General features: G+C 66.5%; 22 protein-coding genes and 3 pseudogenes. 13 read left to right on the top strand and 12 right to left on the bottom strand.

Going from position 1 to position 24,229, the window contains the following annotated elements:
- Positions 1-6: 6 nt before the first annotated feature.
- The 4 genes from Q9R13_RS04770 to Q9R13_RS04755 all read right to left on the bottom strand — a co-directional run bounded on the left by Q9R13_RS04770 (position 7) and on the right by Q9R13_RS04755 (position 4,082).
- On the bottom strand, positions 7-762 hold the full coding sequence (locus Q9R13_RS04770; protein WP_310963944.1) for an aspartate/glutamate racemase family protein: 756 nt from the start codon (positions 760-762) through the stop codon (positions 7-9).
- A complete protein-coding gene (locus Q9R13_RS04765) occupies positions 759-2,330 on the bottom strand; it encodes an MFS transporter (RefSeq protein WP_310963943.1) in 1,572 nt (523 codons plus the stop codon). Before Q9R13_RS04765 ends, Q9R13_RS04770 begins: the two co-directional genes overlap by 4 nt.
- Entirely contained in the window at positions 2,331-3,830 is a 1,500-nt protein-coding gene (gene tcuA, locus Q9R13_RS04760) for an FAD-dependent tricarballylate dehydrogenase TcuA (protein WP_310963942.1), read from the bottom strand. It lies immediately after the preceding gene.
- Between the two features lie 72 nt (positions 3,831-3,902).
- On the bottom strand, positions 3,903-4,082 hold the full coding sequence (locus Q9R13_RS04755) for a hypothetical protein (RefSeq protein WP_310963941.1): 180 nt from the start codon (positions 4,080-4,082) through the stop codon (positions 3,903-3,905).
- Positions 4,083-4,177: 95 nt separating this feature from the next.
- Here Q9R13_RS04755 and Q9R13_RS04750 point away from each other — a divergent pair, with 95 nt between their 5' ends.
- From Q9R13_RS04750 to Q9R13_RS04725, 6 genes are read left to right on the top strand one after another with little or no spacing between them, the layout of a single operon-like run.
- Positions 4,178-5,377, top strand: a complete 1,200-nt coding sequence (locus tag Q9R13_RS04750; protein ID WP_310963940.1) for a pyridoxal phosphate-dependent aminotransferase — start codon at positions 4,178-4,180, stop codon at positions 5,375-5,377.
- Positions 5,378-5,379: 2 nt separating this feature from the next.
- Positions 5,380-6,867: an aldehyde dehydrogenase family protein gene (locus Q9R13_RS04745; RefSeq protein WP_310963938.1), complete on the top strand. Its 1,488-nt coding sequence runs from the start codon at positions 5,380-5,382 to the stop codon at positions 6,865-6,867.
- Positions 6,868-6,926: 59 nt separating this feature from the next.
- The gene (locus Q9R13_RS04740; RefSeq protein WP_310963937.1) at positions 6,927-7,592 is read left to right on the top strand and encodes an SRPBCC family protein; all 666 of its coding nucleotides are present in this window, start codon (positions 6,927-6,929) and stop codon (positions 7,590-7,592) included.
- 19 nt (positions 7,593-7,611) lie between these two features.
- Positions 7,612-9,078, top strand: coding sequence for a 4-hydroxyphenylacetate 3-hydroxylase N-terminal domain-containing protein (locus Q9R13_RS04735; RefSeq protein ID WP_310963936.1), 1,467 nt, complete (start codon positions 7,612-7,614; stop codon positions 9,076-9,078).
- Positions 9,062-9,595: a flavin reductase family protein gene (locus Q9R13_RS04730; protein ID WP_310963935.1), complete on the top strand. Its 534-nt coding sequence runs from the start codon at positions 9,062-9,064 to the stop codon at positions 9,593-9,595. Before Q9R13_RS04735 ends, Q9R13_RS04730 begins: the two co-directional genes overlap by 17 nt.
- Positions 9,596-9,599: 4 nt before the next feature.
- On the top strand, positions 9,600-9,764 hold the full coding sequence (locus Q9R13_RS04725; protein ID WP_310963934.1) for an XdhC family protein: 165 nt from the start codon (positions 9,600-9,602) through the stop codon (positions 9,762-9,764).
- Between the two features lie 69 nt (positions 9,765-9,833).
- Here Q9R13_RS04725 and Q9R13_RS20215 read toward each other — a convergent pair.
- A pseudogene (locus Q9R13_RS20215) lies at positions 9,834-11,072 on the bottom strand (DUF6884 domain-containing protein); the annotation flags it as partial.
- A gap of 82 nt (positions 11,073-11,154) precedes the next feature.
- On the opposite strand from Q9R13_RS20215, the pseudogene Q9R13_RS20210 reads away from it, so the two are divergent.
- Positions 11,155-11,424: pseudogene (locus tag Q9R13_RS20210) on the top strand (hypothetical protein); the annotation flags it as partial.
- Positions 11,425-12,261: 837 nt separating this feature from the next.
- On the opposite strand, the gene Q9R13_RS04720 reads toward Q9R13_RS20210, so the two are convergent.
- Together Q9R13_RS04720 and Q9R13_RS04715 are read right to left on the bottom strand one after the other, a co-directional pair.
- Entirely contained in the window at positions 12,262-14,202 is a 1,941-nt protein-coding gene (locus tag Q9R13_RS04720) for a thiamine pyrophosphate-binding protein (protein ID WP_310963933.1), read from the bottom strand.
- Positions 14,203-14,236: 34 nt separating this feature from the next.
- Positions 14,237-14,836 (bottom strand): TetR/AcrR family transcriptional regulator, encoded by a 600-nt coding sequence (locus Q9R13_RS04715; RefSeq protein ID WP_310963932.1) that lies wholly within the window; start codon positions 14,834-14,836, stop codon positions 14,237-14,239.
- Between the two features lie 193 nt (positions 14,837-15,029).
- On the opposite strand from Q9R13_RS04715, the gene Q9R13_RS04710 reads away from it, so the two are divergent.
- Both Q9R13_RS04710 and Q9R13_RS04705 read left to right on the top strand, forming a co-directional pair.
- The gene (locus Q9R13_RS04710) at positions 15,030-16,406 is read left to right on the top strand and encodes a phenylacetate--CoA ligase family protein (RefSeq protein ID WP_310963930.1); all 1,377 of its coding nucleotides are present in this window, start codon (positions 15,030-15,032) and stop codon (positions 16,404-16,406) included.
- A gap of 304 nt (positions 16,407-16,710) precedes the next feature.
- The gene (locus Q9R13_RS04705) at positions 16,711-17,010 is read left to right on the top strand and encodes a PaaI family thioesterase (protein ID WP_310963929.1); all 300 of its coding nucleotides are present in this window, start codon (positions 16,711-16,713) and stop codon (positions 17,008-17,010) included.
- 160 nt (positions 17,011-17,170) lie between these two features.
- On the opposite strand, the gene Q9R13_RS04700 is transcribed toward Q9R13_RS04705, so the two are convergent.
- The gene (locus tag Q9R13_RS04700; RefSeq protein ID WP_310963908.1) at positions 17,171-18,016 is read right to left on the bottom strand and encodes an IS5 family transposase; all 846 of its coding nucleotides are present in this window, start codon (positions 18,014-18,016) and stop codon (positions 17,171-17,173) included.
- A 338-nt stretch (positions 18,017-18,354) separates the two neighbouring features.
- Positions 18,355-18,684, bottom strand: a complete 330-nt coding sequence (locus Q9R13_RS04695) for a hypothetical protein (protein WP_310963928.1) — start codon at positions 18,682-18,684, stop codon at positions 18,355-18,357.
- 72 nt (positions 18,685-18,756) lie between these two features.
- On the opposite strand from Q9R13_RS04695, the gene Q9R13_RS04690 reads away from it, so the two are divergent.
- Positions 18,757-19,737 (top strand): GntR family transcriptional regulator, encoded by a 981-nt coding sequence (locus tag Q9R13_RS04690; protein ID WP_310963927.1) that lies wholly within the window; start codon positions 18,757-18,759, stop codon positions 19,735-19,737.
- Positions 19,738-20,063: 326 nt separating this feature from the next.
- Here Q9R13_RS04690 and Q9R13_RS04685 read toward each other — a convergent pair whose 3' ends face one another.
- Entirely contained in the window at positions 20,064-21,260 is a 1,197-nt protein-coding gene (locus Q9R13_RS04685; RefSeq protein WP_397217824.1) for an IS701 family transposase, read from the bottom strand.
- Positions 21,261-21,369: 109 nt separating this feature from the next.
- Positions 21,370-21,666, bottom strand: a pseudogene (locus Q9R13_RS04680) (IS5-like element ISMt1 family transposase); the annotation flags it as partial.
- 78 nt (positions 21,667-21,744) lie between these two features.
- Here Q9R13_RS04680 and Q9R13_RS04675 point away from each other — a divergent pair.
- Positions 21,745-22,806 carry a site-specific integrase gene (locus tag Q9R13_RS04675; RefSeq protein ID WP_310963926.1) on the top strand — a complete coding sequence of 354 codons (1,062 nt, stop codon included), beginning with the start codon at positions 21,745-21,747 and terminating at the stop codon, positions 22,804-22,806.
- A 12-nt stretch (positions 22,807-22,818) separates the two neighbouring features.
- On the opposite strand, the gene Q9R13_RS04670 is transcribed toward Q9R13_RS04675, so the two are convergent.
- Positions 22,819-22,992 (bottom strand): hypothetical protein, encoded by a 174-nt coding sequence (locus Q9R13_RS04670; RefSeq protein ID WP_310963925.1) that lies wholly within the window; start codon positions 22,990-22,992, stop codon positions 22,819-22,821.
- A 35-nt stretch (positions 22,993-23,027) separates the two neighbouring features.
- Here Q9R13_RS04670 and Q9R13_RS04665 point away from each other — a divergent pair, with 35 nt between their 5' ends.
- Together Q9R13_RS04665 and Q9R13_RS20205 are read left to right on the top strand one after the other, a co-directional pair.
- The gene (locus Q9R13_RS04665; RefSeq protein WP_310963923.1) at positions 23,028-23,549 is read left to right on the top strand and encodes a helix-turn-helix transcriptional regulator; all 522 of its coding nucleotides are present in this window, start codon (positions 23,028-23,030) and stop codon (positions 23,547-23,549) included.
- Positions 23,509-24,186 carry a nucleotidyl transferase AbiEii/AbiGii toxin family protein gene (locus Q9R13_RS20205; protein WP_397219004.1) on the top strand — a complete coding sequence of 226 codons (678 nt, stop codon included), beginning with the start codon at positions 23,509-23,511 and terminating at the stop codon, positions 24,184-24,186. Before Q9R13_RS04665 ends, Q9R13_RS20205 begins: the two co-directional genes overlap by 41 nt.
- Positions 24,187-24,229: the final 43 nt, after the last annotated feature.

Here is a 24,229-nt window from a genome sequence, read left to right as displayed (position 1 = left end):
CGGGGTCTATGACGGCTGGGCGGTCGATCGGCCGCTGAGGAGGATCCGCACCAACGCGGCCAGATCGAACAAGGGGAGTCCCGGGAAAGCGCCTCGGATGTCGTCGATGAGCGGTGACAACAGCGTGCACTCGACGAGAACCGCGCCAGCCTGATCGGCCAGTTCCCGTACGTCGGACTGCTCCAGTCGCTGGACGAGCTCGAAGCGCAGCAACGCGGCCCCGTCGCGTACGCGCAACGCCCAGTCCTCGCTGCCGAGCTCTTGCCAGGTGCTGAGCGAGTCGAGGCCGAGGAAGTGAAGCCGACGCCGCGTGGGGTGATCACGCAGCAGGGTGGCGGCTGCCCTGGCGTCATAGGTCAAGACGACGACCGGGCGTCTCCCTGCAGCTGTCGTGGCCAGGTCGAGCAGGTGGAGGGTGGTCACCAGGCGGGAGGGTTGGGTCAGGCTCGTTGCGAAACTGAAGAAGAAGCCGCAGTCTGCAATGACCATCGAGCAACGAGGCTCGAGCAGCCCCGAGGCACGCTGCACCCCGGCCAGCGCGCCCGGATCACCACCGATGACAGCGCTCGGGGTGGCACCGCGGGCGACTGTGTAGGTGCTGGGTACCGGCCAGGTTGCCGGGCACTCCCAATAACCGAGCGGCAGCAGACCGGGACCCGGATCGCCCGGCTCGCAGTGCAGGAAGCTCGTCGTGTAGTGACTGCTGTCGAGCAGGATGATGCCCAGGCGTCGCTGGCTGTCGACACTCACTTCTGCGCTCATTCGGCGATCACCGCCCGGGCGGCCAGTTCCGTGACGGCATCCTCCGAGGTGCCGGGGATGAGGTCCTTGCTGCGAATGAGGGCGAAGGTCCCCAGTGCGGCGACGAGTGCGACCGCGACGGAGATGTACCCGATGTGGTCGAACGCCGCCACGAAGCTATCGACCGCCACTGTGTGCGCGGCTCGACGCGTGGTGGGGTCCAGGGCCGACAGGTAGGCGTCGACCCGGCCGCCCGTCACCGCGTCTGCCAATGAGTCCGCAGAAACGACCGGGATCCTGCTCGCCGAGTGTTGTGCCTCGGCGAGCACCCGCTGACTGAACAGCGCGCCCAGAAGCGCCATGCCCACGGCCAATCCGACCTGCCGGAACGTCGAGTTCGCTCCCGACGCCATCGCGGCACGGGCCGGCTCGACGACGGACACGGCGGTCGCGGCCAACGGCACGGTCACGAAGCCGATGCCCAGACCGCATATCGACATCCCCGGGATCAGCTGGGTCCAGTCATCGCCGGGACGGCATTGGGCGATCAGGAACATCCCGATGGATATCAAGACGAATCCAGAACCGATGAGGATTCGCGGCGGAATGCGCTGGCTGAGCCTGCCGGCGATCGTCGCGGAGACGAAGGAGCCCGCCGATTCGAAGACGACCCGGACACCTGCCTCGGCCGGGGAATAGCCGAGGACGTCTTGTAGGTAGAGAACCAGGTAGGCAAGGAAGGAGAAGATGGAAGCAGATATCGCTGCAGCCGCCAGCATCGCGCCGGCGAAGGTCGGGTTCTTCAAGAGGCCCAGGGCGACCATCGCATTGCTACCGATGGCCTGCGACACCGCGAATCCCGCGAGAGCAAGGGCAGCCGCGCCCAGGAGGAGCCATACCGACGGCGCGGTCCACCCCACCTGGCCGGATCGGATCAGACCATAGATCAACAGGGCGAGTCCTGGGCCGAAGGTGATGAAACCGATCCAGTCGGGCCGTCTCGGACTGGGGTCACGAGACTCCGCCACATGACGTAGGGTGATGGCGATGGCGAGGGCGCCCACGGGGACGTTGACCCAGAAGATCCACCGCCACGACAGCCAGGTCGTGATGAGACCACCGAAGACCGGCCCGACCGCGACTGCGATCCCGGTGGTCGCACCGAAGGCACCGAAGGCCAATCCGCGGGATCTTCCGCGATAGGCCGCCGACAGCAGGGCGAGGGAGGTGGCGAACATCGCCGCCCCACCGATCCCTTGTACGGCACGGGCGATGCTCAAGGTCACGACGTTCGGCGAAAGGCCACAGAAGATCGATCCGGCGGTGAAGATGCACATGCCGACCACATACATCCGGCGACGCCCGTAGATGTCCGCGAGCGAGCCTGCGGTGAGCAAGAGTGCGGCCAGGCTGAGTGCATACGCATCGATCACCCATTGAAGTCCGGACAACGGGGCGCCGAAAGCGGACTGGATGCTCTTGAGGGCGATATTCACGATCGTCACATCCAGCAGCAGCATGAAGACGCCGCCGCAGATGGCGAACAACGGCCACCAGTCGGCCTCAGGTGATGCAGTCGCGCGCCTCACTTAGCCTCGGGTGCCAGCTGATGAGGTCGCACAGCCTGCCGTACGTCCCGCGATCCGGCCGAAGACAGCGCCGTTGGTCAGGCCCGAGCCTCCGGGGTAGTTCCCGTAGAAGATCCCCCCGACGAGCTCGCCGCACGCATACAGGCCGGGAATGGGCTGTGCTTCCTCGTCGAGCACCTCGGCGTCCGTCGAGATCCGCAATCCACCGAAGGTGAACGTGATGCCGCAGGTGACTTGATAGGCCACGAAGGGCGGAGTGTCGAGCGTGTTCGACCAGTTCGACTTCTCGATGCTCAATCCCGACGTGCCGCGGCCGTCCTTGATGTTCGGGTTGAACGGCACGTCGCGCTGGACTGCAGCGTTGTACTGGTCGACGGTCCGGAGGAATCGTTCCTCGTCGACACCCTCCAGCTTTTTGCCGAGGTCTTCGAGGGTGTCGGCTTGAACCTTGGTGACCTGCTTGATGCGGTATTCGTCTCGGAGCAGGTGGGTGGTCTTCTGGTCGAACACCTGCCAGGCCATCTGCCCCGGTTGCTCGAGAATGATGCGGCCGTACTTCGCATACGTGTAGTTGCGGAAGTCGGCCCCTTCGTCGACGAAGCGCTCACCGCGGGCGTTCACCATGATCGCGAACGGATAGCTGTGCTTCTGGAAGCCGTCTCCTACGGCGAGGTCACCGAATTGGGGCGCGTTGTATTCCCAGCCCACGGCGTGTGCTCCCGACCAGTTCCCCCAGGACATCGCACCGATCTCGAGCGCCATCCGGATTCCGTCGCCGGTGTTGAATCGGGTGCCACGGACCTTGGCCAGGTCCCAGCCGGGCCCGAGGTACTTCGTGCGCCATTCCCCGTTGGCCTGGAACCCGCCCGAGGCGAGGATGACCGCGCTCGCCTCGATCTCGGAGTCCTCGCCGGCATGGCGCACGCGTAGGCCGGTGACCTGAGGGCCTTCGGTGATGAGCGACATCGCCCGGGTGTCGTAGGTGATGGTGATCCCGGCGTTCTCGCACGCTGCCATCAGACTGTCGATGAGTCCGGGACCGCCCCCGACCGCCTCTAGCGTCAGGCCTCCCCAGAACTTGAAGCGCCCGTCGACCTTGAACGCTTGGCGGCCGTAGATGGGCATGAAGCGAACCCCCTTGCTCTGCATCCATGCCATCGTCTCGAAGCTGCGGCTCACCAGGATCTCGGCTAGATCGGGATCGGTGCGATAGTCGGTGACCCGGGCCAGATCGTCGAAGAACGCCGACTCCGGGTACGAGCCGAAGTCGGTGATCTCCTGCTCCTCGGCGGTCAGATCGGGGACGAGCCGGACGATGTCATCGACTCCCTGGTAGGCGACCCGCATGGCTCCGGCGGTGAACGCCGAGTTGCCACCGCGTTCGTCGCGGTTGGCTCGTTCGAGCACCAGCACGCGCGCTCCTGCGTCGTGCGCGGCGAGCGCGGCACACAGCGCTGCGTTGCCTGCGCCGACGACGACAACGTCATATCGAGGTTCCACGTCGTTCCAATCGTTCGGTAGTCGTTCGGTAGGAGAGGCGGCGAGGCGGTCAGAAGCGGCGGGCCCGAGGGATCAGGGGATGAAGAACCGATGGATGTCGCCGTTGCGGCAGTGCTCCGGGGCATCCGGGGCGTCGGCGCCCATCGCCCCGATGAGCCGGATGAGCCGGATGAGGCCGGACCCCAGTCGTCGTACCTGTGCCCGCATGACCCGGACCCCTTCCATCTCGCGCCGCTTGTGTGCGGCTGCCATTGTGACTACTGTAGCAGTCACAGCAGCGACGTCTACAGTAATGGTCGAGCACTGCTCGTATGGACCGTCGCGACAACCTCAGGAAGGAAGGGCGGATGCAGGGACGGCTGGAGGCGGCACGCCATGTTGTGGGCGCGCCGACCTCGGGAATCCGGGATCTCTTCGCGCTCGCGTCGACGATCCCGGAGTGCATCCATCTCGAGCTCGGCCAGCCGGATTTCCGGACCCCGAGCCATATCTGCGAGGCGGCGAAGTGGGCGATCGATGCGGGCGACCACGGCTATACTCCGACCAAGGGGATTCCAGCGCTGCTCGACCTCATCACCGAGAAGCTGGCCCGGGTCAACGGTCACGACGTCTCGGTCGACCAGGTGCTGATCGGCAACGGTGGGACCAGTCTCCTCGCAGGGGCGGTCCTGGCCGTTTGTGAGCCGGGGGACGAGATCTTGATCTCGAACCCCTACTGGCCGACCCTGCGCACCATCGTCGCGCTCGCCGGTGCTCGGGCTGTCTTGTATCGCTGTCCTCGAGAGCAGGACTACCAGCCCGACCTCGATCATCTGTCTGCCCAGATCTCGCCACGTACGAAGGCCATCGTGATCAACAGTCCCAACAACCCGACCGGTGCGGTCTATTCGGGGGAGATGCTCGCCCGGATCGGGGAGATCGCGGCCGCTGCGGGAGTGTGGGTGATCAGCGACGAGTGTTACGACCAGATCATGCTCGACGGAACGGCCGCGGCGCCGAGTGCGGCCACCTTCATGGATCCTGACCGGTCGATCACCGCGATGGCCTTCAGCAAGACTTATGCGATGACCGGCTGGCGGATCGGCTATGGATTCGCCTCGTCCGACGTCGTCACGCAGATGTTGAAGGTCGCGGATGCGACGAACTCCTGCATCAACACCATCAGCCAGCGTGCCGCCCAAGGGGCCCTGCAAGGGCCGCAGGACTGCATCGACCAGATGACGGCCTCCTACCGCGATCGCCTCCAGCTCAGTCAGAAGTGGTTGTCGGAGGAAGGGATCCCCGGCAATGACCCCTCGGGGGCGTTCTACCTGATGGCGGACGTCTCGACCTCGGGGCTCTCGTCCCATGAGTTCGCGACCCGGATGCTCCTGGAGCACGGCGTGGCCGTGGCACCAGGGTCTGCGTTCGGTTCGGCGGCCGAGGGTGCGGTTCGGATCAGCCTGGCCAGTGCGGCAACCGACCTTCGAAAGGGCATCTCGCGCATGGGCGAGCTGCTGCGGTCGGCCGCTGCGGGACGCGTGCAACCACACATGGTGAAGGAGTAGGTATGACCACTATCAACGATGCAACGCAGGCATTCCTGGCTGCGCCTCCGGGGCTCCTCATCGATGGCGAGTCGATACCGGCGCTCTCGGGCGAGACCTTCGAGTCGGTCGATCCGTCGACCGAGGAGGTGATCGCACATCTGCAGCGTGCGCGGGCAGAGGACGTCGACGCCGCGGTTCGTTCGGCACGGCGAGCCTTCGAGCCAGGGTCTGCCTGGCGACGGATGACCCCTGCCGACCGTGGCCGCGTGATCCACCGGATCGGTGACCTGATCCTCGAGAACGCCGATGAACTCGCGATGTTGGAGGCCATCGACAGCGGCAAGGTCCTATCGGTGGCCCGCAGCTCCGACGTCGTACTCACCGCCAACATGTTCCACTACATGGCTGGATGGGCGACGAAGACCGAGGGTCATACGATGCCTTTCACCATGAGCTCTCCCGACGAGTACGTGGCCTACACCCGGTCCGAACCGGTCGGGGTCGTCGCCGGCATCATTCCGTGGAACTTCCCCCTCGTCATGGCCTCGTGGAAGATCGGTCCGGCGCTGGCCACCGGGTGCACCATCGTCTTGAAGCCCGCTGAGCAGACCCCGCTGTCCGCGCTGAGGCTCGGTCAGCTCGTCGTCGAAGCCGGCGTGCCGGCAGGTGTGGTCAACATCTTGACCGGCTACGGCCATGAGGCGGGTGCCGCGCTGGCCGCACACCCAGGCGTCGACAAGATCGCGTTCACCGGGTCGACGGAGGTCGGTCGGTTGATCGTGGGGGCCGCTGTCGGCAACCTGAAGCGGGTATCGCTCGAACTTGGAGGCAAATCGCCGAACATCGTGTTCGACGATGCGGATCTGGACATCGCGATCCCCGGCGCGGCTCAGGCGATCTTCTTCCACCAGGGCCAGTGTTGCAACGCCGGTTCGCGCCTGTTCGTGCATCGCAAGGTCTACGACGAGGTCATCGAGGGTGTTGCCGAGATCGCACGCGGATTCCAGGTCGGGCCCGTACTCGACCCCGAGTCGACGATGGGCCCACTGATCTCCAGCGAGCAACTCGAGCGCGTGTGCGGCTATGTCCGCTCCGGCCAGGACGAAGGGGCAACGGCGTTGACCGGCGGGAACCGGCCGCAAGGGAAGGGCTACTTCCTCGAGCCCACGGTGCTGGCCGACACGACGGGCGACATGAAGGTCGTACGCGAGGAGATCTTCGGACCTGTCGTGGTGGCGATCCCCTTCGAGGATCCCGACGAGCTGGTGCGCCAGGCCAACGACACCCCGTTCGGGCTGGCGGCCGGCGTCTTCACCCGGGATCTGAACAGGGCTCACCGAACCGCCCAGCTCATCCAGGCCGGCACGGTGTGGGTGAATACGTACGGCGCCTTCGACGCGGCTATTCCGTTCGGCGGCTTCAAGCAGTCGGGATGGGGCCGGGAGATGGGTCGGGAGGTCCTCGACCATTACATCGAGACGAAGTCGGTCGTCATCCGACTGTCGTGAAAGTCGCACAGGTACCGATCGCCGTCGAGGGCGAGTAGAGCGATTAGAGCCAGGAATGGGTGAGTCAAACGGAACTCCACGACGAAATCGAGATCGGCGCCTCCCCCGAGCGCGTCTATCGCTCCTTGCTCGACGTCCCGGAGGTGATGACCTGCATCCCTGGCGCTGAATTCGTGGGCGAGGAGGGCGGCAGCTACCTCGGGAAGGTCAAGATCAAGATGGGTCCGGTCACCGTCAGCTACAAGGGGAAGGCCGAGATCCTCCACACCGACGCCGATAGCCGGCTGGCCGTACTCAAGGCGGACGGGGACGAGACGACCGGCGCCGGTCGTGCAACGGCCGAGATCAAGATGGCGGTCCTCGACGGCGCCGCCGATCCGTCGACATCGCGCGTGCAGGTCGACGTGACCTACCAGGTTGCCGGCCGTGCCGCGCAGTTCGGCCGCGGCCTCATGGACGAGGTGGCCATGCGGATCATCGCCCAGATGACGGACAACCTGGCCGCACGGCTGCGCGCCGAGGACGCCGACGGGCCGGACTCACCCTCTGCCGGACACAGCCACGATTCACCGGAATCGCGCGATGAGTTGACGTCTCGATCCGTCCCAGGCGCCGTAGCGGTGAGCACGCCGATCAACGGTCTGTCACTGATCGTGAAGGTGTTGCTGGACAAGGTCCGTCGTCTCGTGCGAAGGATCCTGCACTCGAGCGAGGATCCACAATGATCGCGTGTCAGGGGCCCGCATGAGGTCGGGCGCGGACTACCTCGAGTCGTTGCGCGACGGTCGTGAGGTCTACGTGGACGGCCGTAGGGTCGACGATGTGACCCTCGATTCGGGTTTCGCGGGCGTTATCGGATCTGTCGCCAGGATGTACGACGTCGCGCTCAACATGCCGGAGCCGATGCATACCGTCGATCACCGGCGAGGTGACCTCGTTCTGACGCCTTTCGCGCTGGCCAAGACCCCACTCGAGCTGGCAAGGCGGACCGAGTCCATACGTACGTGGGCGGCTCTGAGCAGCGGTTGGCTCACGCGGACTCCGGACCATGTGGCGGCCATCATCGGGGGCCTTGCGAGTCGAGCCGACGTGTTCGATCGGGGCGACCTCGAACTCGGTGCGAACGTCCGTTCCTGGCACGGACGCTTGCTGGACGAGTCTCTCTACTTCACCTATGCCACCGTTCCCCCTCCATCGCAACTGCAACGCACGCTGGATGAAACGGGGATCTATACACAGGTCCATCTCGTGAGCCGCGACTCGGGCGGCATCGTCGTGTCCGGAGCTCAGCAGCCGGGCGCGGCCGCAGCGATCAGTGATCACATCTTCGTCACCTGCGTGAATCCGCTGACGGCCGATGACAGTGCCCTTGCGCTCTCGTTCGTCGTTCCTGTCAATGCTCCCGGACTGCGAGTCCACTGTCGACGTTCGTACGCGCAAGCGGGCCGATCGACCGGGCCCCTGGCCGGTCGATTCGACGAAGTCGACGCCCTGGTGGTGTTCGATAATGTTCGCGTCCCTTGGGAGGACGTCTTCGTTTGCGCGGACGTCTACGCCGTACGCGAACAGTTCACGAGGACTCCTGGCTTCCTGCTCGCCAAACACCAGAATCTGGTGCGCCTCGGAGTGAAGTTGGAGTTCATCGCCACTCTTGGGCGCCAGATCGCCTCACTGAAGGAGACCGATGGCAGCGTGCGTACGCGCGAGCTCCTGGGTGAGCTCGGTGCGATCGCGACCCTTGCTGAGGCGGCGGTCCTGGCAGCCGAGGTCACCGCGGAGCCCTTCGAGGAGACCGACCTGTTGTGCCCGAACCCCCGGTACCTCACGGCGGGGGTCGCTCAACAGGTCACGGCCCATGCGCGTGCGGTCCAGATACTGCGGGACCTGGTCGGGGGAGAGATCCTCGAACTGCCCAGCGCGGTGTCGGGTCTGGACTCGATCGTCTTCGAAGACGTCAAGCGCCTCGCGACTCCGAGGGGTGGCGACTACGTGGAACGCCATGGGCTGCTTCGCCTCGCCTGGGATGTCATCGGAAGTGAGTTCGCAGGTCGCTCGCAGCATTTCGAAGCACTCATCGGAGGCGCTGCGTCTGTGAAATGGCGCGAGGCGTTCGACTGGTTCGACTTCGAGCCCGGCCTGCGCGCGGTCGAGGCACGGCTGGGTGATCGGGAAGGACTGGAGGGGCTGGAGAGAGGTGGCCGAGGTGACTGAGGACGAAGCGACCGCCGGGCATCTCGACCCGCGTGCGATGCGTAATGCAATGGGTGTCTTCGCGACCGGCGTGGTCGTGATCACCACGTCGTCCGAAGGTGTGCCCTACGGCATGACCGCGAACTCCCTCACCTCGGTGTCGTTGAACCCGCCTCTGTTGCTTGCGTGCTTCCGGGCGGACTCGAAGACGTCGGTCGCGCTCCAGGAGCGTGGTGCCTTCGTCGTCAACTTCTTGTCCGAGCGCCAGCAGCACATCTCACGTATCTTCGCCCAGTCGAAGGAAGATCCGTTCGCCCACTTCGCAGCGGAGCAGGTCGATGGAGATCTTCCGGTCGTCCCGAACTCGCTCGGCTGGACGATGTGCGAATTCGACTCGGCCGTGACCGCCGGCGATCATCTGGTCGTCTTCGGTCGCGTGGTTGCCGCGTTCCATCGCGAGGGCGTGCCCCTCGTCTTCTACCGCGGCGCTTATCACAAGATGTCCCCCGACGGCGTCGAAGCCGGTTGGTTTTGGTGAGCGGATGCGTGAGGTACTACCCGAGGTGTTGAGCTGGCGGCGGTCCGGTGAGACCGTCGCCCTGAGTACGGTCGTCGCCACCTTCAGCTCCGCTCCCCGAGAGCCTGGTGCGGCGATGCTCGTCGGCACCGGAGGGAGCGCCGTCGGTCCGTCTCCGGCGGCTGCGTAGAGCGTGCCGTCTACGAGTTGAGTCAGTCCGTGGTGGAGTCGGGCGTGCGCGCCCGTACTTCTTCCTGAGTGCGGAGAGTTCAGTCCGCAGTGGGTTGCGCGCCACCTTGTCGAGGTTCAGAGGTGGATCCAGCTGCTGCAGCACCTCGGTCTCGACGTCGCCAAGGGTGTCGGGGTCGTCGACGGGCACGGCGATGAGCCGAAGGTGCTCGTGCATCCAGGTCGTCAGCCCCGGCTCGTCGATCTCCTGGTCTCCTCTTGACTCCGCTAGGACCGACCCAAGGCTGAGGCGAAAAGTCGAGAACTCATGTCGCCCGCCGAGATGCATCGTCTTGATGCGACCCCACAGCGTGTTCTTCGACTTCCGGCCGCCCGACCGTGTGGCACCGGCCAGCCCGGCGTAGATGAGGCCGGGTTCGATTGGGTGACGAAGGCCGACCGCCATATCCGCAGCACCGTCCGCATCCGCCCACCAGCTGTACAGGCCGGGGGAACGGAACATTGAGGCGCCGGTCGCCAGGAACTCTGCGGGTGAGATGGCTTCGTCTGCCTGCAGGAGGTTGCCGACCAACTCATCCATGTCGGGCGCAGTTACTGGCGGTGCCGGGGCGATCGCCCGGTCGCCGTACCACGCGAGTCGCGGCCCTAGGGCCAGCCCTGCGAGAGGCTCGACGACCGTTGCACCCGCCGAGCGCAGCTCATCTCGGATCGAGTCCACGTAGGCCGACCCTGCATGGATCTCGATGCTCAGCCCATCGATTGATCCGAGAACCATACGCAGCGCTGCCACGACACCTTCGCCCCACTCGCGTCGGTACTGCCGGGAGGTCGCGCTCAGTCGGAGGTCGTACGGCTCGAGCTCGTCGTCGGGTGCGACGAGTCCGTGATGGGCGGAGAGGATGAACCAGGGGACTCCAGCGCGTTCGGCGTACGCCCTGCCCTTGCGGAAGAGCGGCGACACGTAGAGGTCCTTGGCCGGCGCCGCGGTCGGAAGTTTCCCTTTCACGCAGCCGATCAGGATGACGTCCGACGAGGTCGAGTTGTCGGGACCGGCGCCGGCCAGGGGGAGGGGCCTATGAGCCGGCGACGGCAGCGCAGCTCCCCTCCTAACAAACGTCACTGAATCGCCTACCCGGACGTCGGTCGTCAAGAACCCCGGCCAGCCGCTACGCGCACCCTTCCAGAACGCAGAGTGGTTGTACGCGGAGGGCGGGAGCCCGCCGACGAGCACGTCCAGGTCATCCCAGCTCAGAGTGACCGAGTCGGTGACAGTGGTGAGCAGGGCTCGCAGTGGGCTCCAGTCGGCCATGGGCCAAGTCTGTCGGAGTTGTCCGACAGAACCCCGGAAAACCGGCAAGAACCCCCACTAGGCTCGGCCTACCAGCAAGAACCGGTTTCGCTCACTGGAAGGCCAAGGCTTGGCAGCGATCTACACCTCCGAGCAGCGCGAGACCGCTATCGCTGAGGGTCAGCACGCCATCGACTCCCAACCTCTGAGACCGAAAGCACGCCGGTACGTCTACGAGCTCCGTGTCAGCGCAGCAAACGTCTTGCGCATCACCCCCGAGGACCTGCATGCCCTCGGTCCCTCCCCGGAAGATCTACAGTCCCCCAACTTCTCCGCATGCCGACGGAACCAACGTCGTGATCTTCGTCAATGAACTTGCCGCTGACGCAGCGTTCGAGCGAGTCGAGGTGGAACAGATTCGCTAACCCATGACGCCCGAGGTCGCTTTGCATCAGGGGCCGAGCGCTTGTTCGGCGAAGGGCGTCCGCGCGACCGCCCACGACGACCTCGCGGCCGTCGCAGGCGCACCTCGCGAATGCCTAAAATACCATGTCGTGGCGAGGTATTGGAAAATAGCGATCTTTTCGGGCCCACCAAGGCTCGCCCGACTCGCATGCGGAGCCAGCGCGCTGCGCGGCTCGGCTAGCACCGGAGCCCGCGGCGGTCAGTTTCAGTTGATACCCACCGGCGACCACATGCCGGCGATGCGTGGTCGGTCGGCAGTAGAGCTGGCAGCAGGTGAGGACGAAGAACGGCAAGAACAAGAGCAAGACGGTCAGCAAGAGGAAGAGCGACCAGATCAACTGAACTCAGGTCCTCGGCACCGAGGCGAGTGCCCGACGCCGACACATAAGGTCGTCTTGGACGACCTATCGCGGCGGTAAGACGCGCCTGCCAACGGTTCCCGTGACACGTCGTCGGACGGGCACGCTGACGGGACAATGTGAAGGGTCAGTCAGGAAGCGCCTCATAGTTGGCGTGATCTCCGGGGCAGCGCCGGCCACAGCGTCGATGGCCTCAAGTCTCTTTGGGGCGAGCAAGTCGGCCACAAGGCCGGGGAAGCGGTGACCCGTCCTGCTCGAGCTGGCCCAGGACGCGCTGACGAAGACGTTCGCGAGCTCTGATCGTGCTTTCGAAGTCGTCAGCTGGCGCCTTCCGGATCCGCTTGTCAGCTGACCAATCTCGAATCACTTTGAGCACCTGAACAGCCTCAGTAGCGGTACGAAGTCTTGTCGGCAAGTTCTATGAGCTCGGACTCGGACCGATCGGAGAGCGAGGCCATGAAGGACATCGGGATTTGTGTGCCGTTGTCTGCGGCAGACTTGTGAAGCCGCAGGATCTCGATGGCCGGCAGGACACGGAAGTGCTGGCGGATCGCGTCGGGAAGGTCGTCGATGCCGCGGCTGTAGAACTCGCCGATCTTCAGGCGAAGCCACGGCACCGAGGCCTCGATGCTCTCAGAGTCGGCGACCACGTTGACGACCGCGACCTTGCCCGAGTCAAAGGCGCGTCGCAGCGCGGGGCGGAGGTCGGCGGAGTTCTCTACGTGCTCGACGTGGCAGCCGAAGGGCTCGAAGACCTTGTCGTAGCGCAGACCGGGCGTCATGTCCCAAGACCCGATGTTGGGCTGGATGTCGTCGTGCATGAGCGAGTTGCCGCCCCACGAGCTGTTGTTGAGGATCACGAGCACGGCAGGAACCTCGTAGCGGGTCAGGGTCTCGATGTCCATGCCGGCCAGTCCGATGCCTCCGTCCCCGATCAGACTTACGATCTGGCGTCCCGGCTTGGCGATGCCGGCGCCGAAGCACATGCCGACGCCCTGGCCGAGTGCCACCCGCGGACCCGCGTCGAGGATCTGCCCGGACTCAATCGCGGAGACGGCGTCGGTCAGGTACAGCGAGCCCTGGTAGGAGTCGTAGATGAAGATCGCGTCTTCGTTCGCCTCCGCGGCGATCGCCTCGGCCAGTTCTTTGGTGTGGATCGGGGTGCGGTCGGTGACCCGGTCGAGGTAGGCGGTGCGCGCCTCCTCGGCCTTCTCACGAGCCGTGGCCAGCGTCTGGAGCCAGTCGGGCCGCTCTCGGGGGGCGTCGGAGCCCGCACACTCGCGGAGCCCGTCGAGCAGCTGTCTAAGGAGCAGCTTGCTGGAGCCGACGAGGTTCACCTCGGAGTCCAGGCCCCACCAGACGTCCTCGGCGCTCTCCTGCGCCTGGATATAGGTGACGCGCGAGGCGTCCGGCCAGTCGGGAGTCTCGAACCACGACTCCAGCTCACCTGCGCGGAGACCAACGGTGAGCAGGACGTCGGCCGAGCGCAGCAGCGGTCCGCGGAAACTTGACTTGAGGGCGAGTGGGTGGCGCTCATCGATCACGCCTCGAGCGGTGCGCCGACCGCCGGTGGGCGCGTTGAGGTACTCGGCCAGCGCGGTGATCTCGGCAGATCCGTCCGACCAGTGCACGCCGTCGCCTGCGATGATGACCGGCCGCTCGGCGTTGTGTAGGAGCTCGACTGCGCGGTCGATGCGCGCCGGGTCGGCCTGGGTCATGGGCACGACGGGTAGGGCGCCCTGCCCCGGGACGTACTTCCGTTGTGGCGCGTCGCCGTAGGCCCACTGGTTGTTGAGCGGGAGCTCCAGGACCACCGGACCGGCGGGGTAGGTCACCGAGTCGACCAGCGCCTTGCGGACCCAGTATGAGTTGAGCTCCCAGTCGGTCAGCCGCTTGGTCCACTTCGCGACCGACTCGAAGCAGTCGGCGGCATAGCCCTCCTGCAGGATGCCGAGCCGGTCGCCGGCGGTGCCGTGCTGGCCGACCAGGAGGATGATCGGGCTGCGGGTGCCGATGCCCTGAGAGAGCGAGGACAGTGCGTTGGCCATGCCCGCGGACGCGGAGACGAAGAAGACCGCGGGTCGCCGTGTCATGCGGCCGTAGGCCTCTGCTGCGAAGCCGGCCGCCTGCTCGTGGCGGAAGTGCCACATGCGGGCGCCAAGGCGACAGGCCTCCTCGATCACAGGGTTGATGTACCCGTGAATGCCGAACAGGTCTGTGACACCGTTGTCTATGAGCGCTTGTGCAACAGCTCGCGCGCCGTTGAGCCGGTCCTTCGGCGAGACGTCGTTGGCGACCGCTTGCGTGCCCTCATTTGTGATGGTCATGTTGTCTCCATTTCTGGCTCTGTGCCTGTGCGGATCATTGATCGGTGCGGACGCGGTCCATGAAGATGGCCACCTGCTCGCGGCGCAACTCGTCGTCGGTCACCACTCCGCCGAGCGCCCAGTGCTTGAAGGAAGGGAGATGGCCGAGGAAGACGATGTCCATCGCGAGCACCGTGGCGTCGGCCGGGCGGAACACCCCGCTCTTGGCTCCGGCGCGCAGCAGATCGGCGAACACGTCGGCGATTGCCTGCTCGCGCTGCATGAAGAAGCGCTGGGCATCGCCGGGTAGACGCCTGTACTCGCGGTAAACCATGGCGATCTGTTGACGCTGACCCTCACACGCGCGCAGATACGCGTCGATGGCGGCCGCGAGCTTCTCGTCGAGGAGACCTTCGCTAGCCACGATCTCGCCGAGTTCTTCGCGCACGCCGTCGTAGATGCCTTTGCAAACCATGACGAGCAGGTCGGTCTTGGTGGTGATGTAGCGGTAGATCCCGCCCACGCTCACGCCGGCGGCGTCCGCAATGTCACTGACGGCCAGGTTGTCGAACCCGTGCGTTGTGATCTCGCGGGAGGCCACCGCGGTGATGTGGCTTAGCTTTTCACTCGAGCGGACAGATCGCTCCCTCTTCACCCTGCCTCCTTATTGACTGCGAATCATTGTTCGCAGTCTGGCGCGCCTTGTCGGTCAGAGCACCGTAACAACGGGCCTGATCTAGAACAAGTAGTCCATGGCGCGTGCGAATAAGTATTCGCAAATGCTTGACACGCCGGCCGTGCTCGCTGTCACATTGCGATAGAGGCCACTGACACCGAGAGGAACCAACGTGACCGTGACGCCGAAGTCCGCGCACAGCGAGACCGATGAGTTCTGGGACCGTAAGCGCGAGACACGCGACCCTCGGGAGCGGGAGGCCTTGGTGCTGGAGCGCCTGCAGCGCCAGCTTCACCGGGCATATGCTGGGGTGCCGTTCTACCGACGCAGATACGACGTCGCTGGGTTTCACCCGAGCCAAGTCAAGACGCTGGCCGACTTCACCGCCCGTGTCCCTGTGGTCACCAAGAAGGAACTGGTCGCAGATCAGCAAGAGCACCCGCCGTTTGGGAGCTATGCGGCTGTCCCCCGGGAGGCACTGATGCGCGTGCACGGATCGTCAGGCACGTCTGGCGTACCCACGCTGTACGGGATCTCCGCCGCTGACTGGCTTCGCAGCGAGGAAGTGTGCCGCATGGCCCTGTGGTCGGCCGGTGTCCGCCCGCGACACCTCGTGCAGATCTCATTTCCTTTCGGGCTCTTCATCGGGGGATGGGGCCTGCTGCAGGCATGCGAGTGCCTCGGGGCCGCGGCGTTCCCCGTCGGTAGTCTGATGCCGACCGACCAGCAGATCGACCACATCGTCAAGCTCGGCGTGGACGTCCTGGTCGCCACCCCGTCCTACGCCATGCACCTCGGTCGTCGCGCAGTGGAACGCGGCATCGACCTCGGCGCCGCGGGCCTCCGCACGGTCATCGTCGCCGGCGAGCCCGGCGGCAGCATCTCGGAGATCCGGAAGAGCATGACCACCAGCCTCGGCGGCGCCTTCGTCGTCGACCTGGGCGCGGGTGCGTCCTCGGAGATGCACCCCTTCTACGCCAACGTGGGATGCACCCACGCCGAGGGCGGCGTCCACCTCATCCAGGACGAGAACTACACCGAGGTCGTCGACCGCGACGACCCGCACATCAGCGTGCCGGTAGGTGAGCGCGGCGGTCTTGTGGCCACCCACCTATGGCGCGAGTCGCAGCCAATGATCCGCTTCTGGCTCGGCGACGAAAGCTACCTGTCCGACGAACTGTGCGCCTGCGGGCGCACGTTCCCACGCCTGCCCGAAGGCGTGATCGGGCGCCTCGACGACATGCTGCTCATCCGCGGCGCCAACGTCTATCCAAGTGCGATCGAAGCGATCGTCAACAGCCACCCCGACACAGGCTCAGAGTTCCGCATCATCGTGGACCGTGCGAGCGAACTCGACGAATTGACCGTCGAGGTCGAGGCGGACGTCGATCCCGCGGCGCAGGAGGCCCGCGCCATCGCAGCCACGCTGGCCGCGGACCTCAAGGCTCGCCTCATGGTGCGTGCGAGGGTCGAGGTAGTCGCGCCAGGCACGTTTGAGCCCCAGGTCTTCAAGGCCCGGCGCGTGGTCGATCGGCGTGGCCGGACGTGAGCGCGCGCCCCAGAGGACGGCTGGCACTGCCGTGGGTGCCCCGAGCAGCAATGCGCTGCCCGCCTATGACCTCCCTCTGGCACTGCGTCGCGTCTAGGACCTGGCCCGAGGGTCAGGCGCGGACCCGGCGACGCTGGCCCGAGCGGCCACCGAGCTACATCGGCTAGCCGACGACCTCAGCGCGGAGGGTGCGGACGACCTGCCGTACTCGGCGAGCGTCGAGGTGGGGGAGCGTGGGAGGTCGCAGGCGCTGGTCCCCCGGTTCAGGATCGACCAGAGCGGCGCCCGGAGGATCTCTGGACACGTGACGTTCTCGCGGTTCTACGTCGGTGACCGATTCGCCCATGGCGGAGCCATCGCCCTGTTCTTCGACGACGTGCTGGGGCGGATGGCCTCTCAACTGGGGCCGACCGGAGCGAAGACCGCACACCTCTCCCTTGGCTTCCGCAGGCCGGCGGCCGTCGGAGTGGAGGTGGCCTTCGTCGCTCGCGTCGATCGGGTGGAGGGCCGCAAACGCTTCGTTTCGGCGGCGCTGCGCGACGGCGGAGAGCTCATCGCCGAGGCTATGGGAATCTGGATCGGCGAGCGAACCGCTGCGGAGTAGACTTGCAGAGATCGGGCCGACCGGGCACCATGACCCCTTCTCCATGCCGGTCAGCAACGAGCGAGCGCGCCCGCGCTGGCGGCCAGTTCAGCCTGCCACGGGCACGGCGACCACCTCACCCTCGCTTAGGTGCGAAGGCCTAAGAGATCGCGCGGATAGGTCAGGGGCGACGTGCTGGTCGGGTGTCCCAGCGGTGGGTGGTCCAGGCGGTCCGGATGAGTCGGCGCACGATGATCACTGCGTTGGCCAACGCGACGTAGGCGTCGATGACGCGACCGCGGCGTTCGGTGCAGACCAGCAGCTTCTTGAACCCGCGGTTGTGCCAGGAGTTGGTGCGTTCAACCACCCATCGGGCGCCGGCTTGGAGGGGGCAGCCCTTCTGGCTGATCACGCCATCACAGCCCAGCTCGGCAAGCAGTTCGCGGGTCTTGGCGCTGTCGTAGCCGGCATCGAGATGCACGGTGATCTTCTCGGGCAGCCCGATCCCGAACCAGCGCTCAAGGCGTCCCAGCTTCTCCAAGGTGGGGCGCAAGAACACCGAGTCGTGGCGGTTCGCCGGAGCGCTCACACACCCCAGTGGGACCCCGGCCCCGTCGGTGAGCAGCGATCGTTTGGTGCCTTGCTTGCCCCGGTCAACCGGGGACTTCCCGGCCGCTTCGCCACCACAGGGCGCCTTGACGATGCAGCCGTCCACGGTGAGGTCTTCCAAGTCGAGCCCACAGATGCAGTCGTAGGCCTGCAAGCACAGCTGCTCGAGGGCTTCGAAGAGGCCGGCGCTGATCCACTCATCGCGGCGATCGCGGATCGTGGTGGCCGAACAGGTCGCATCGGCGATCTTGACGTAGGCGGCGCCGAAGACCAGCACTTCGACGAGCTTGTCGAAGACCACGCGGTCACCGATCCGAGGGCGGTGACAACCCAACGGGTGGGCGTCCTCGTGGTCAGGGAGCAGCACGGTGAACTGGTCCCAAAGGGGTTCAATGATGAAAGATGGCACAGCAGGCACAAGCACCTCGCGGGGAAGAGACGAGTCTTGACAACCCGTTGATCCTCCGAGGGCTTGTGCCTGTTTCGCGTCAACGACGCGCCCCTATCCGCGCGATCTCTAAGCGAGGCACCGACATGCGGGTGGGATGTCGGCTCGTGGGCTACGTCTCACGAACAGCGACGGACGTTGATCACACGCCAGGACCTCGGACTGTGAGCGGCGCTGTGCGCAGACTTACCCTCCCAAGAGCAGGGGTACGCGCCGCGACACGGATCAAACTGGTTCGCGCCGCCGGGGGAGTGGGGTGTGAAGATGGGCGCCATGGTCGTCTCCCTGCTCGATCGCGCGATCTACTCCTACGCGGACGTCGACCGGCTCGTCGGGCTGCACTCGGGTACTGCGCCGGCGGTGGCTGGAGGGCTATGAGCGCCAGAGCCGGCTGACCTGAACCCGAGGTCGGTCAGCGTCTGGGTGAAGGTGGCGAGCATCGTTGGGTCGGCCCCTACGTCGATGACCGTGTCGGCGTCGTTCGTCGGTCGCACCGGCAGCTGCCCGCGTTCGGCGTAATGCAGATGGACGAGTTGGCCACCGATCAAGGTCCACCCGTCGGAGATCCGCTCGTGGAGGTCGAGCAGGCCCCACCACGAGGCGGTCTGCTCGGGAGGCATCGCGGGCAGGACGATCATCGATCTGCCGCCTTCTGCTCCACGGCCAGCTCGTGGAGCAACTGGGCTGCGCGCCTCCTCGCGTGGCCCGCGGTGCTCGGCGAGATCGGCCGCGAGCCGGAGCCGCGAATCGGGATAGGTGTACTGCGCGTCGGGCTGATGTGGATTACGACATTTGCGTCACGGTCTGCATCCACCAAGCCTGCGAAGCAGTCCCATGTCGACGTACGGGGGTCGGCGCCGCGCGGCGGTGCGGCGACCGGCTCGACACCACCGAACGCGTACACCAACGAGGAGGCAACGGAGCACGCCGTAGCTGAGCAACTGCGCCGGCGCATGCTGACCGACATCGGGTCCGGAACCTTGCCACCCGGTGCCCGTCTGGGAAGCGAACGAGAGCTGGCTGAGCACTACGGCGTGAGCCGGGGCACCCTGCGCCAGGTGCTGTCCAAGCTCGAAGAGGCAGGGCTGGTCCGTCGGGTTGCCGGCCGCACGGGCGGCACCTTCATTACTCACGGCAAGGTGGAGCACGACCTGACCAAGGTCGTCGGGGTCCCGGCCTACCTCGCGCGGCAGGGGTACGCCGCCGGAACCCGCGTGGTCTCCACCCGCATGGGTGTTGCCGACACAATGACCCGACGTGCCCTGCAACTACCGGCCGGCAGCCTGGTGCTCGACGTACGCCGTCTGCGACTCGCCGACGGAAGGCCGTTCTCGCTCGACCACGCACGTGTGCCCGCAGAACGGTTCCCGGGCCTCCTCGAGATGTCGCTTGGCGGCTCGATCTACGAGCTCCTGGAGTCCGAGTTCGATGTCGTGCCTGCCGACGCCGACGAGATCATCGAAGTGGTGAATGCCACCGAAGAGGAAGCGGCGCTGCTCTCTGTCACCGCCGGCGACGCGCTCCTCAGCATCACGCGCACGACCTTTGACAAGGACGGCGTACCGATCGAGTTCTCCCATGACTTGTTCCGTTCGGACCGCACGCAGATCAGGATGCGCACGCCAGGGCGGGGACTCCGCGGGGCGCAGGAGGACGACACGCACTTCGCACGGATCTCGCCGCTCCCCTGAGACGCCCCGCCGTCTGGAGCCCCCAATTGCCGACAATCCCAATACCCCGAGCACAGCTCGTTCTGTTGGCACTGGACCCCACGAGAACTGGAGACCCTGAACTATGTCGGCTGGTTCAACAACGACCGTCCCCACGAGTCGATCGATGACCTAGTACTACAGCCGCACTTAGGGAACAGCGCTGCGCCTGGCGTAGTGGCATCGTCGGGCGCGGGCTTGGTGGCGGCGTCGCCAGCGTGACCAGTCCAGGACGACGGTGGTGTCTGGCTGGCGCTGCCAGATCAGGGCAGCGAGGAGCCGTCTGACTTCGGGCACGGTGAGGGGGATCAGTTCCTCGACCGGCCGGAGGTCCCCCTTTTTCCGCCGCCGGCGGCGGTGTTGGTCTGGGCGGTGGTGATGGTCAAGAAGGCGTGCGCGAGCATCGCCAAGGTGATGTGCCGATACCAGGAGTCGTAGCGGCGTACCTGGTACTGGTCGAGGCCGACTTGGCCCTTGGCTGTTTGGAACGTCTCCTCGATCGCCCAGCGGGCACCGGCCACCCGGACCAGTTCACGCAATGGGGTGCGTTCGGGCCCGAAGCACAGGTAGTAGGCGACATCATCGGGGTCGGTCAGGCTGCGGCGGGCCAGCAACCAGTAGCTGGGGCTGTCCTCCAGGGGGCGGATCGGCGCCCGGGCCCAGTGATACAGGCGCGGACCCTTGGCGCCGCGCCCGGCGGAGATCTTCTTCCACGCCTGGGCGGGAAGCATCGCGGCCAGCGCATCGGCGCGCAGTTCACGCACTTTCGGTCCGTCACCGTCGTCGACGGCGGCGATGACGCGCTGGTTCACCGGAACCGCCATCACGTAAGGCATCTGACGTTCTTCAAGCATCGCGCGCAATCGGTAGTGCTGGCCATAGACCTCATCGCCGGTGACCCACCCAGCCGGCACCCCGGCGTCGATCGCGCGCCCGATCATCCGCATCGCCAGCTCCGGCTTGGTCGCGAACTCCACCTCGTCCCCGATATGCGCCTCAGCGCGTCGGGCAGCATCCTCGGCCCAGGCCTTGGGCAGGTAGAGCTCACGGTCCAAGAACGTCCGTGCGGATCCCTGGCCAGGACCAGTGGCATAGCCGAGGAAGACGCCGATCTGGCAGTTCTCGATTCGTCCCGCAGTGCCGGAGTACATCCGCGCCACCCCCGCGGACTTCGTGCCCTTCTTCAAGAAGCCAGTCTCATCAACCACCAGCACCCCAGCAGGGTCGCCAGGCGCAGGGGCGAGGTGCTCGACCACGTAGTCACGCACATCGTCGCGCACCGCGTCGGCGTCCCAATCGGCATAGGCCAACAATCGCTGCATCCCGTCGGGGATCGCCTCACCTGCAGACTCGGCCAGCGTCCAGGAGTTCTTCTTCTCCAACGGCGCCAACAACCCCCGCACATAGGCCAACACCCGCTCACGCGGCTCCGAGCGCGCGAACCGCGGCGCGATCCGGGCATGCACCTCCGCAAGCCCCGCCGCCCACTCCTCGACCTCAGACACACAAACCTCACCAGTCACACCAGCAACATGCCGGCGAACACCAGTCTCACACAGGCGACACACCGATCACGGCCAAAATAAGTGCGGCTGTAGTACTAGAGCGTGTCTGCTAATGGCGGACGCGGTGGTGGATCACCAAGGCTGCGAGGGTGACGCCACCGAGGTAGGTCAGCGCGTACTTGTCATACCTGGTCGCGATGCCGCGCCACTGCTTGAGTCGGTTGAAGCCTCGCTCGACGGTGTTGCGTTCGCTGTAGAGCACAGGGTCGAAGGCCGGCGGTCGACCACCCGAGGCGCCCTTGGCCTTGCGGTACGCGATCTGGTCGCTCTTCTCGGGGATGGTGTGCGCGATCTTCATCGTCCGCAACCTGGCGCGCGTGGAGTTGTGGGAGTCACACTTATGAGCCGTCGCCGCTGACCGTTCGGCGCGGGTGCACCGATGGGTGAGCCGGCGAGGCTCGGGTGGCGGCGCTACACCTCGGCGATGACGCCATCGACTGCCCCAGGGCCCACCGCGACGACCACCTTGCTCAGTGCCGGCCTTCCGGCGGGCGCCTCCCTGGTCCGCCTCGATCCCGAGACCTCCGGCACCGCGGTGGCGATGCCGACCGGGATGACCGAGGCCGATGCGCGCCGGGTCGCCTCGGCGATCCTCGCCGCGCACAGCCCCAACACTCGGACCGCCTATGCCCAGATGTGGCACCAGTGGGAGCACTGGTGCGTCCACCGCGGCACCCCGGCCCTGCCCGCGGACCCGGTCGCGCTGTGCGCCTACCTGGCCGAACGCGCCGAGGCCGGCCGCGCGATCAGCACCCTGAACCTGTCGTGTGCCGCGATCCGGCACGTCCACCGGCTGTCTGGTGCCCCCGACCCGGTCGCCACCGAGATCGTCCGCCAGGTCCGCCACGGCCTGGCCCGGACCCACGGCACCGCCCCCCGACGACTGGCCCGCCCGCTGACGGTCGCCGAGATCCGCCAGATCCTGGCCGCCATCGACCGGGCCACGCCGACCGGGACACGCGACGCCGCGATCATCCTGCTCGGCTTCGCCTCCGCACTGCGCCGCTCCGAGCTCGTCGCCCTCACCCTGGCCGACCTCAGCCACGAGCCCGCCGGGCTCCTGCTGGCCATCCACACCTCGAAGACCGACCCCGAAGGGCGCGGTCAACGGGTCGTGGTCGCGGTCGGACACCACACCGAGACCGACCCCGTCGCCGCCGTCAACGCCTGGCTGGCCCTCCGGGGATCCGCGCCGGGCCCGTTGTTCACCCGGGTCTGGGGACCCACGATCAGCGGCGAACCGATCGCCGGCCGGGCCATCGCCCGGATGCTGCGCGCCCGCGCCGAGGCCGCCGGTCTGGACGGCACCCGGATCACCGCCCACTCCCTGCGCGCCGGCCATGCCACCACCGCAGCGCTGGCCGGGGTCCCACTTGAGCGGATCGCCGCGCAGACCCGCCACCAGAACCTCAGCGTCCTCCTCGAGCGCTACATCCGCCCCCTCGAACGATTCGCCATCACCTCCAGCAAGGACCTCGGACTGTGAGCGACGTCCCGATCAGATCGACTCGCGGCGGTGCCGACCGAGCACCCCGCGACGCACCCCGCGACGCACCCCGCGCCGCACCCCGCGCCGCACCCCGCGCCGGATGGCGCCGCGCTGGTGCGCGGCGTAAGCGCGGTCCGAACCAGGACGTCCCAGGATCGTCGTGTCGGCAGATCGTCGCTGCATATCCGGGATGGTATTCGATCGGATACCATGGGCTCATGGTTGGAGGAAACATCATCGAACAGGCGCGCAACGAGGCGGGCCTGTCCCAGGCCGACCTCGCCCGGAGGTCCGGGACCTCGCGACCCACCCTGTCGGCCTACGAGCACGATCGGAAATCGCCCACGCTGGCCACCGCGACCAGGATCGCCGCGGCTGCCGGATTCGACCTCACCCTCGCTCCCCGGATCGAGTTCCGACAGGTCAGCGTTGCCCGTGGCCACCCGATCCACGTCCCCACGGCACTACCCCGTTTGCCGCTGACCCGCGCCCTGGTCACCGTGGAACTGCCACTGCACCTGAACTGGTCCGACCGCGGGCGCCGCTACGACCTGCGCGAGCGCCGCCAACGGGCCCGGGTATACGAGATCGTCCTGCGCGAGGGCGGACCCGACGACGTCCTCGCCTACATCGACGGCGCGCTGCTGGTCGACCTCTGGGACGAGCTCGTCCTCCCACACGCGATCCGGACCGCGTGGCATGCCGTGGTCACCGACCAGAGCACCGAGCAGGTCGCGTAATGGATCGACGCCACCAACTCACCACCTTCCAGATCGACCTGGCCGCCATCTTCTTCGCCCTCGACGCGACCGAGGGCTACCTGGTCGCCGGTGGTGCGGCACTCCTGGCCTCAGACCTGATCGCCCGCCCCACCGAGGACCTCGACCTCTTCGCCGGGACACCCACGACGTCCGTGACACCGGCCAAGGACGCGTTCGCGCAGGCACTCCACAACCGGGGCTGCGCCGTCGTCATCGTCCACGACGCACCCACGTTCTGCAGGCTGGTCGTCGAACGGGCGGGGGAGAGCAGACCCTGGTTGACCTCGCCATCGACTCCCCACCCCACAGCCGACCGACCATCACCGTCCTCGGCCCCACCCTGGCACCGCTCGAACTCGCCGGCCGCAAGCTCCTCGCCCTCTTCGGCCGTGCCGAGGCCCGCGACTTCGCCGACGTCTACGTGCTCGCCCAACGCTTCGGCACGGCGGCCCTCATCGAGCAGACGCAAGAACTCGATGCGGGATTCGACCCCGGTGTGCTCGCCCAGATGATCGGAACCATCGGACGCTTCGAGGACCACGAGATCCCACTCGTCCCCGAGGAACTCCCGCCAGCGCGTTCGTTCTTCGCGGACTGGGCGAGCGAACTCGGGTAGGCGAAAGTCCGCTGGGCACGAATCCACGGATCGGACCGGCCAT

Source organism: Nocardioides marmorisolisilvae, from assembly GCF_031656915.1.
GTDB classification, from domain to species: domain Bacteria; phylum Actinomycetota; class Actinomycetes; order Propionibacteriales; family Nocardioidaceae; genus Marmoricola; species Marmoricola terrisoli.
The sequence above is the reverse complement of the archived record's forward strand: the minus strand, read 5'-3'. Positions and strand labels throughout refer to the sequence as shown.